Consider the following 9,128-nt stretch of genomic DNA (forward strand, 5'->3'; position numbering starts at 1 on the left):
GCTCGCTCCCACAGGTTTTTTGTGGTGACCAACAATGTTCATTCCACCCCGAATCCCTGTGGGAGCTGGCTTGCCAGCTCGCACAGATTTGTGGGCCGAATCACAAAGCCCGGTCAGCCCCGGATTTCTCTGTGGGAGCGAGCCTGCTCGCGAAGGCGTCAGGTCAGCCACCTCCACATTGACTGACACACCGCATTCGCGAGCAGGCTCGCTCCCACAGGTTTTTTGTGGTGACCAACAATGTTCATTCCACCCCGAATCACTGTGGGAGCTGGCTTGCCAGCGATTGGTCGGCACATCCACCACCTTCTTTGACGGACCCACCGCAATCGCTGGCAAGCCAGCTCCCACAAGTCTATGTGCCGAATCACAAAGCCCGGTCAGCCACGGATTTCTCTGTGGGAGCGAGCCTGCTCGCGAAGGCGGCGGGTCAGCCACATCCACACCAACTGACACACCGCTTTCGCGAGCAGGCTCGCTCCGGCAGTGCGTCTACACTTCTGAAACCCTTTGGGAGCAAGCTTGCTCCCAAAGGAATTGTTTCAGTGAAATCAGGAGTGGCTGATGTCTTCCAGCGTTGCCCTGCGGTTGCCGTCCATTGATGGCTTGTTGCGTCACCCGGCGTGCGCGCCGTTGGCCGAGCGTTACGGCCGGGATTCTTTGCTGACGGGTCTGCGTCAGTTGCTTGATGAGCTGCGGCCTGGCGTATTGAGCGGACAATTGGCGGCGGTGGAAATCGGCGCCGAAGTGCTCGCCGGCCGCGTCGGCGAACGCTTGGCGCAACAGCAGCGCAGTCAGGTACGCCGGGTATTCAATCTGACCGGCACGGTACTGCACACCAATCTCGGTCGCGCCTTGCTGCCCGAAGAAGCCATCGAAGCAGTGCAAATGGCCGCACGCTATCCGCTCAATCTCGAGTTCGATCTGGCCAGCGGCAAGCGCGGTGATCGTGACGATCTGATCGAAGGCCTGATCCGCGAACTGACCGGCGCCGAAGCGGTGACCGTGGTCAACAACAATGCCGCTGCCGTGCTGCTGACCCTCAACAGCCTCGGCGCGCGCAAGGAAGGCATCATCTCGCGTGGTGAGCTGATCGAAATCGGCGGCGCCTTTCGCATCCCCGACATCATGGCCCGCGCCGGCGTGCGCCTGCATGAAGTCGGCACCACCAACCGCACCCATGCCAGGGATTACCAAGCGGCAATCGGCCCGCGCAGCGGTTTGATCATGCGCGTGCATGCCAGCAACTACAGCATCGAAGGCTTCACCGCGCGGGTGCCGACTGCGGAACTGGCCGAGTTGGCTCACGCTCATGGCTTGCCGTTGCTGGAAGATCTGGGCAGCGGCAGTCTGCTCGACCTGACGCGCTGGGGCCTGCCGGCGGAACCGACGGTGCGGCAGGCGCTGCTCGATGGCGCCGACATCGTCACCTTCAGCGGCGACAAATTGCTCGGCGGGCCGCAGGCCGGATTGATTGTCGGGCGCAAAGAACTGATCGCGAAGATCAAGAAAAATCCATTGAAGCGTGCGCTGCGGGTCGACAAGTTGACCTTGGCCGCGCTGGAAGCGGTGCTCGGTCTCTACCGCGATCCGGATCGCCTCGTCGAGCGCCTGCCGAGCCTGCGCCTGCTGACCCGGCCGCAAGCCGACATTCATGCGCAGGCTGTGCGCTTGCAACCGTTGCTCGCCGATGCGTTGGGCGAGGTCTGGCAGGTCAGTGCAGTCGAGGCGTTGGGCATGATCGGCAGCGGCAGCCAACCGGTGGCGCGTCTGCCGAGCGCAGCGCTGTGTTGTCGCCCGCAAGTGTCCAAGCGCTGGCGCGGGCGCTATCTGCTCAATCTTGAAGTGGCATTGCGCGGTTTGCCGATCCCGGTGCTCGGGAGAATCGGCGACGATGCGCTGTGGCTCGATCTGCGTCAGCTCGACGATGAGCCAGCGTGGCTGGCGCAGTTGCCGCAATTGCAGGTCGACCGGTGATCGTCGGCACAGCGGGGCACATCGACCACGGCAAGACTTCGCTGTTGCAAGCGCTGACCGGGCAAACCGGCGATCGCCGCCCGCAGGAGCGCGAACGCGGCATGACCATCGACCTCGGTTATCTCTACGCCGAACTCGCAGCGGGCGCCGGGCTGACCGGCTTCATCGACGTACCCGGCCACGAAAAATTCACCCACAACATGCTCGCCGGCGCACAGGGCATCGATCTGGTGCTGCTGGTGGTCGCGGCCGACGACGGCGTGATGCCGCAGACCCGCGAACATCTGGCGATCGTCGAGCTGCTCGGCATCCCCCGCGCGCTGATGGCGATCACTAAATGCGACCGGGCGGGAGCGGGCAGGGTGGAAGAGGTGCAGCGCCAGGTGCTGGATCTGCTCGCGCCCGGGCCATTCGCCGATGCGCCGATTTTTACCGTGTCGAGCGTGAACGGGCAGGGCGTCGATGAGTTGCGCGCGGCGTTATTGCAGGCGCACAACGAGGTGCAGGCGCGCAGTTGCGAGGGCGGCTTTCGCCTGGCGATTGATCGGACATTCAGCGTCGCGGGTGCGGGGATTGTGGTCACGGGCACGGCGTTGTCGGGCACGGTTGCGGTGGGCGACAAACTTGTCTTGGGGCCTGCGGGCAAGTCGGTGCGCATCCGGGGCCTGCACGCGCAAAACCAGGCCGCCGAACAGGCCTTCGCCGGCCAGCGCGTGGCATTGAACCTCAGCGGCGATCGTCTGGAACTGGCGCAGATCCACCGTGGTCATTGGCTGCTTGCGGACTGGCTGCATGCCCCGACCCAGCGCATCGACATCGACTTTCAGCTGTTGCCCGGCGAGCGCACCTTTGAACATTTTCACCCGGTGCATCTGCACCTCGGCACGCAAGATGTCATCGCCCGGGTCGCCTTGCTGCAAGGCCCGCGCCTGACTCCCGGCGAGCGCATGTTCGCGCAACTGCTGATCAACGCGCCGGTGCAAGCGGTGAAGGGTGATCGGCTGATCCTGCGCGACTCCAGTGCCCAGCGCACATTGGGCGGCGGCGTTGTGCTCGACCCGTTCGCCCCGGCGCGCCAACGCCGCAGCCCGGAACGCCTTGCGCAACTGCGAACCCTCGCTCTCAGCGTCAGCCTCGAACAAGCCCTGCCGGCACTGCTCAACCACAGCCCCGGCGGCCTCGACCCGCAACGCGTCGAACGCCAGTTCAACCGCCCGCGCGCGCAGTGGTCGCTGGCGGAAAACATCCGCCTGATCGACACCCGCCAAGGCCCGCTGCTGTTCAACGTGCAGCGCTGGGGCCAGTTGAAATTCACCTTGCTCGAACAACTGGCGCGATTCCACGAACAGGAACCCGACCAGATGGGCCCGGACCGCGACCGTCTGCGCCGCTTCAGCGCGCTGGCGCTGGAACGCTCGACCTTCATCGGCCTGCTCGACGAACTGCTCAGCGCCGGCTCGATCCTCGCCAGCGGCCCCTGGCTGCACCTGCCCGACCATCAGGTGCGCCTGAATGCCGACGATGAAATCCTCTGGCAGCAATTACAGCCATTGTTCGAACAGGCCGGTTTCGACCCGCCGTGGGTGCGCGATGCGGCGAAAATGCTCGGCGAAGACGACGCCAGCGTCCGCCTGCTGCTGCGCAAACTCGCCCGCCTGGGCCTGATGCACCAAGTTGTGCGCGACCTGTTCATCAGCGACATCGTCTTGCGGCAAATGGCGGCGCTGCTGCTGAAACTCGCCGAAGAAAATCCAGCGATTGAGGTGACAACTTTCCGTGATGCGCTAGGCTTGGGACGCAAACGCTGTATTCAGTATCTGGAATATTTCGACCGACTCGGCCTGACCCGCCGCCTCGGCGAATCCCGCCAGATCCGCCCCGACAACGCGCTGGCCAACGCCTGCGCACCCTGAGTTCAGGAAGACAATCGCGCCCGGTGGCGCGGCCGGGCTTCAAACCCGGTTGGGGACGGCATCCGTTCCCGGGCAGGTTCGACTCCGGCTGTCTTCCGCCATTTATTTTATAAGCGAGAGCAGTAAGGGTAAAAGGTAATAGTTACAGTGACTCCATCGTCTTTATCTTGGGATGGTCCTCAGTCGAATATTGTCTATCTTTATTATTTCATAGGTAGCAACGCCCCCGAAAGCAATTGAGTGGTAATCGGTGGTATCGGGTATTCCCAAGAAGAATCTGGTTTCAACATGTGCCCACGCACCTGCGGTTGGTAGACGGAAGCGAGGAAAACTGAGGTTTGGAATTTGATGGGGGAAGCCAAGCTGTACACCGGCATCTCTAGGTGTTGGAATTAGATAATCGAAACTTAAAACGCACAGCTCACCACTTTTTATATTGTTATATGACTTAATAAGGGTAAGGTACTGTCCACCGTTTACGTTGACCGACTGGGCGTAGTATTCCCCACCTTCGTTTATAATTTGCCCCCACCCAGCTGAAAAAGTCCAACCATTCATGTCATTGTTTGTGAAGGTAGTCAGATCATCGAACGCCTTCTTGATCGTATATCCTTTCTTCGGAAAGGATATGTAGCCACCTTCAGTATTATCAAAAGAAACCTTCACCTCAATCTCAAGTGTCGAGTCATCTTCCAACATCAGCAACTTGTCGAGTGGTACTGGATGGCGTATCCCACCCAAATCCTCCGCCGTCACCTCTTTCCCTTTATAAGCCTCTACAATAATTCCCGCACTGCCATCACGTTTGATTTCCCTATAAGTCAAATCAACCCGCTGTCCTACAGCTATCAACGGCCAAGCCGTCGTTCGCGTATGATCCGTCGCCAACAAATCCGCAGGATCCAGCACATCTCCCGTCACTCGGTCGATCGTCGGCGTGGGCAATCGAGGATCTCCGTCGGCAATGTCCTGCACGCTTAGTATCAGCGGCAGGGAATCGCGCGTAGCCGATCCGGTTGTCTTGCTGTATTTCACAGTGACATTGCCACCGAAACTGTACGCAAGCACTTTGTTGTCCAGCGCAATCTCCTGCGTGCCCAGCACTTTGACCACGTGAGGCGGCGAGTTGTAGGAGCCGTCGGCAGGCGTGCCCGGTGCGCCGGTCCAGGTCACGACGATTACATCATCAAGCTGAATGGAAGGATCGAAGACCAAAGCGGTCAGCGCATCTTTCGCGGCAAGCGGATCCAGGCTGTTGCCTGGTGCCTGTTTGATTATGGGCGCTACCAGATCCGGCGCCGCTTCGCCGATGATCTCGGCCTCGGCCGTTCTGGAGTGCCCAATGACGGTGCCTGCCGGCCGTTCCAGCTCATAACGCACCTGCAAGCGCGCGCCGGAAGTCAGTTGATCGTTGGGTAGCTCCAGAATGCACGGTAGCAGCGTCCCGAACTTGTCGGTGATCACGCCTGGTGCAGTAGGTTTCTCGGCCGAATCGTCCAACTTATAAAAGCCCCTCACCGTGTCGCCCTTTTGAAAATCGGGAGTAGTGGGAGCAACGACGATCAATAGTGGCCGGCCCTCGAGTTTGTCGAGGTCCACAATCGCTGGATCGTCCATGTCATCGTCTGGATCCTCGCGCAGGATCGGCTGGGGCAGGAAGTTTCGCTCAAGGTCAATGTTGGCATGAATGTACTTCGACCACCGGTCCCGGTGAGTGGTGTTGAGCAGTTGATCGATCACCGTGTAGGAGAACGGGCAGTTGTTCATGCTGCCAATTTTTTGAAAGGTGTCGGGACCGATCAGCACCGAGAATGCCTTGCCCGCCTGTTCCGGCGTCACCGTGTGTTTGAAGGTCTGGCGATTGATCTCGTATTTCACCTGATCGTAGGCGCGGCAATGAGGGTAATCGAACGTCAGGAGTACGCCTTTGGCGGCCTGATCCTTGTCAATCACCGCCGGGTTGCCGAGCCCTTCGGGCAGACTGATCAGCAGCCCCGGATGATCACCGGTGCCAGGCACATCATTGCCGCCGGGCAACGTGTCGTTGTAGAGGGCCCACGCTTCGATGGATTTGCTGTCATTGCCGGCGACGTTTTTCAGAATGTATTGGATTGTGTTGATGACGCCGTCGTGAAGTGCCCTCTGGAACACGGTGAAGGTCATTCGCTCGTTGATGACTGGCTGTGGAACGCCGCTTTGCTCACCGTTGACGAAGAGTCTGATACTGCCATATTCACCAACGTCCGTAGGCGGATCGACCACCACCTGTACACCAGCGGCGTTGATTTCATCGCGCGTGAGGTCCGTGAATACCTTGAGCGGCAGGCCATAGGTGACTGTCGGTGGTTCTGCCGGCGGGTCAGTGATCACGTTCTTGGTGGCAACAGGAATTATCACCGGATACAGCGTCATGACCGTGTTGTCGGGTTGCGTCTTTTCCATGGCACACCTTCCTGATGAGATGGCCAGGGAGGGCTGGCCGGGATGGAGACATCAGATACCGGGCTGGAGAAGTTCGCTACTGTCAGATCTGACAGTTGAAAGTGGGTTTGCGACGGACGGTAGGTCTGCACTCGGAGATGCGCAGGCCGATGCCGACGCACAATCAGCGGCGCGGCCGGGCTTCAAACCCGGTTGGAGACGGCATCCGTTCCCGCGCAGGTTCGACTCCGGCTGTCTTCCGCCAGTCTCCCAAAAGCAAAGATCGCAGCCTTCGGCAGCTTCTACATCGATTTGTAGGAGCTGCCGAAGGCTGCGATCTTTTGATTTTCGGTGATACGAGAAGGTTAGAGATTACGCTGCGCTTCCATCCGGTCATGCAAGATTCTGATTATCGCGATCCCATAGGCGGTGATTCGAAAATAAATCACGTGACTCTCCACGCTGCAGCGTCGGTAACCGGGGCGGATCGCGTCGCATGCGGGTGCTGTTTTGGGACGATCAGCCAACTGCTCGAAAGACGCAGTCAGGATGTCGATGTAGCGATTGGCCTGATCCAAACCCCATTGTTGAGCTGTATAGGTCCAGATAGCCTCAAGATCCGCTTCGGCGGCGGGGGTAAGTCGGTATTCAGCCATGCGCCCTCAACATTCTCTTTTTGAAAGCATCAGCATCGAATGGCCGGGGGGCACCACTGGATTCTCCTTCTCGAAGGGCTGCGCGGACGGTTTCCAGTTCAGCGTTTCGCTCTTGCTCTCGACGGATCAAATCGCGGATGTATTCGCTGTCGTTGGTGTAATGTCCCGCTTCTATTTGAGCTTTGATCCAATGGTCTTGCTGGTCAGTCACGGTTATGGTTTTTCGTACGGTAGCCATGGTCGGGCCTTTTGCAGGTGGGGAACTTTGCGCAAATTATCATACTAATGGTGCGCTAACGAGTATGAGCCTAGCCGTTACAAGAACGAATCACAGCCTTCTGCAGCTCATGCGTATATCACTCGAGCTGCCGCAGGCTGCATTTTCAGACCCGCGACCGAATCTGCTGCCCGAGCACATCCATCGGGTTAAATAAATCCATCCCCTTTGTGCTGCGAAAATGCTCGGCGAAAACGACGCCCAGCGTCCGCCTGCTGCTGCTGCTGCGCAAACTCGCATACTTGGGCCTGATGCACCAGGTGGTGCGCGACCTGTTCATCAGCGACATCGTCCTGCGGCAAATGGCAGCGCTGCTGCTGAAAAACGCCGAAGAAAATCCAGCGATTGAGGTGACAACTTTCCGTGATGCGCTAGGCTTGGGACGCAAACGCTGTATTCAGTATCTGGAATATTTCGACCGACTCGGCCTGACCCGCCGCCTCGGCGAATCCCGCCAGATCCGCCCCGACAACGCGCTGGCCAACGCCTGCGCACCCTGAGTTCAGGAAGACAATCGCGCCCGGTGGCGCGGCCGGGCTTCAAACCCGGTTGGGGACCGCATCCGTTCCCGGGCAGGTTCGACTCCGGCTGTCTTGCGCCATCATTCGAAAAGCAAAAAATAGGTGTCTTCGGCAAGCAAATGACCTATTGAGTTAATGAACAGGCTAAGAATTATTTTCAATTTCGCTTCTCGGAATCTTTTTTAGGCGGATATTGTCTAGTTTAATGACTGCGTCCGCAGATAATACTACGGAGATTTTTGAGTACGCCTTTGATTGGGGGGAACCAAGAAAAAAACTTATGAAGGCCATGTCCCAACTGTTAGCTGCAGATAATTCCTGCTGCGGCAGAGTTATTCTATCGCCTCCAATTAAAGCTGGTGTCATAAAAAGGCGGAATGTTACTGGGCGTGAGCTCAGGTAATCGAAGCTGAGAGCGCAAGCCACTCCTCTTTCCAGGTATTCATACGATTTTGAGATGTATAAGGCATGAAAGCTTTGGCCTAGTTGAGATATTGCATAATAATCATCGTTCTCTTTGATTGCTGAGCCAGCTCCTTGCTCAAATTGCCAGCCATTACTCTCATAGTTTGTAAAGGTAGTTAAGTCATCAATGCCAATGTCGATATTGAGGATTAGAGGGCGAAATAAAATTCTTTTGGTGTCATCAATACTTCCATCAAATACAACAGCTATCTCTATAAAGAGTTTTGATCCATCTTCCATCCCACCAAGTCCAGCCAACGGAACCGGATGCTTGATCCCACCCAAATCCTCCGCCGTCACCTCTTTCCCTTTATAAGCCTCTTCAACAATTCCCGTACTGCCATCGCGCTTGATTTCCCGATACGTCAGCCAGATCCTTTGTCCCAAGGCAATTAATGGCCAAGCCGTCGTCCGCGTATGATCTGTCGCCAACAAATCCGCAGGATCCAGTTCATCTCCCGTCACCCGGTCGATCGTCGGCGTGGGCAATCGGGGATCCGCGTCCGCAATGTCCTGCACGCTTAGTATCAGCGGCAGGGAATCGCGCGCAGTCGATCCGGTTGTCTTGCTGTATTTCACAGTGACATTGCCACCGAAACTGTACGCAAGCACTTTGTTGTCCAGCGCAATCTCCTGCGTGCCCAGCACTTTGACCACGTGAGGCGGCGAGTTGTAGGAGCCGTCGGCAGGCGTGCCCGGTGCGCCGGTCCAGGTCACGACGATTACATCATCAAGCTGAATGGAAGGATCGAAGACCAAAGCGGTCAGCGCATCTTTCGCGGCAAGCGGATCCAGGCTGTTGCCTGGTGCCTGTTTGATTATGGGCGCTACCAGATCCGGCGCCGCTTCGCCGATGATCTCGGCCTCGGCCGTTCTGGAGTGCCCAATGACGGTGCCT

Annotated in this window: 6 protein-coding genes, 2 tRNA genes and 1 pseudogene; 5 read left to right on the forward strand and 4 right to left on the reverse strand. The window is 58.2% G+C overall.

The annotated features are described in order from the left end of the window. Positions 1-564: 564 nt before the first annotated feature. From selA to D8U71_RS13585, 3 genes are all read left to right on the forward strand, one after another. Positions 565-1,977: an L-seryl-tRNA(Sec) selenium transferase gene (gene selA / locus D8U71_RS13575; RefSeq protein WP_130887958.1), complete on the forward strand. Its 1,413-nt coding sequence runs from the start codon at positions 565-567 to the stop codon at positions 1,975-1,977. Beyond that, entirely contained in the window at positions 1,974-3,890 is a 1,917-nt protein-coding gene (gene selB / locus D8U71_RS13580) for a selenocysteine-specific translation elongation factor (RefSeq protein ID WP_130887962.1), read from the forward strand. Before selA ends, selB begins: the two co-directional genes overlap by 4 nt. A 5-nt stretch (positions 3,891-3,895) precedes the next feature. Next, positions 3,896-3,991, forward strand: a tRNA-Sec gene (locus D8U71_RS13585). Positions 3,992-4,052: 61 nt separating this feature from the next. Here the strand turns inward: D8U71_RS13585 and D8U71_RS13590 are convergent. The 3 genes from D8U71_RS13590 to D8U71_RS13600 all read right to left on the reverse strand — a co-directional run bounded on the left by D8U71_RS13590 (position 4,053) and on the right by D8U71_RS13600 (position 7,205). Then, positions 4,053-6,332: a hypothetical protein gene (locus D8U71_RS13590; protein ID WP_130887959.1), complete on the reverse strand. Its 2,280-nt coding sequence runs from the start codon at positions 6,330-6,332 to the stop codon at positions 4,053-4,055. A gap of 344 nt (positions 6,333-6,676) precedes the next feature. Further along, complete coding sequence (locus D8U71_RS13595; RefSeq protein ID WP_016770737.1) at positions 6,677-6,967, reverse strand: type II toxin-antitoxin system RelE/ParE family toxin; 291 nt, start codon at positions 6,965-6,967, stop codon at positions 6,677-6,679. Continuing rightward, positions 6,960-7,205, reverse strand: coding sequence for a type II toxin-antitoxin system ParD family antitoxin (locus D8U71_RS13600; protein ID WP_016770738.1), 246 nt, complete (start codon positions 7,203-7,205; stop codon positions 6,960-6,962). The genes D8U71_RS13595 and D8U71_RS13600 overlap by 8 nt, the downstream gene beginning before the upstream one ends. A 251-nt stretch (positions 7,206-7,456) precedes the next feature. Here D8U71_RS13600 and D8U71_RS13605 point away from each other — a divergent pair. Together D8U71_RS13605 and D8U71_RS28265 are read left to right on the forward strand one after the other, a co-directional pair. Continuing rightward, positions 7,457-7,744: pseudogene (locus tag D8U71_RS13605) on the forward strand (SelB C-terminal domain-containing protein); the annotation flags it as partial. A gap of 5 nt (positions 7,745-7,749) precedes the next feature. Next, a tRNA-Sec gene (locus tag D8U71_RS28265) sits at positions 7,750-7,845 on the forward strand. 64 nt (positions 7,846-7,909) lie between these two features. Here the strand turns inward: D8U71_RS28265 and D8U71_RS28375 are convergent. Next, positions 7,910-9,128 (reverse strand): hypothetical protein (locus D8U71_RS28375; RefSeq protein WP_177434905.1); only part of this gene is annotated, 1,219 nt, incomplete at its 5' end.

It is taken from the genome of Pseudomonas sp. Sample_21, assembly GCF_004307525.1.
GTDB lineage: Bacteria > Pseudomonadota > Gammaproteobacteria > Pseudomonadales > Pseudomonadaceae > Aquipseudomonas > Aquipseudomonas atacamensis.

What these genes read in the sequence shown, in the direction of transcription:
- selA (WP_130887958.1), top strand. Translation starts at nt 565, where the DNA reads ATGTCTTCCAGCGTTGCCCTGCGGTTGCCGTCCATTGATGGCTTGTTG.
- D8U71_RS13590 (WP_130887959.1), bottom strand. Translation starts at nt 6,332, where the DNA reads ATGGAAAAGACGCAACCCGACAACACGGTCATGACGCTGTATCCGGTG.
- D8U71_RS13595 (WP_016770737.1), bottom strand. Translation starts at nt 6,967, where the DNA reads ATGGCTGAATACCGACTTACCCCCGCCGCCGAAGCGGATCTTGAGGCT.
- D8U71_RS13600 (WP_016770738.1), bottom strand. Translation starts at nt 7,205, where the DNA reads ATGGCTACCGTACGAAAAACCATAACCGTGACTGACCAGCAAGACCAT.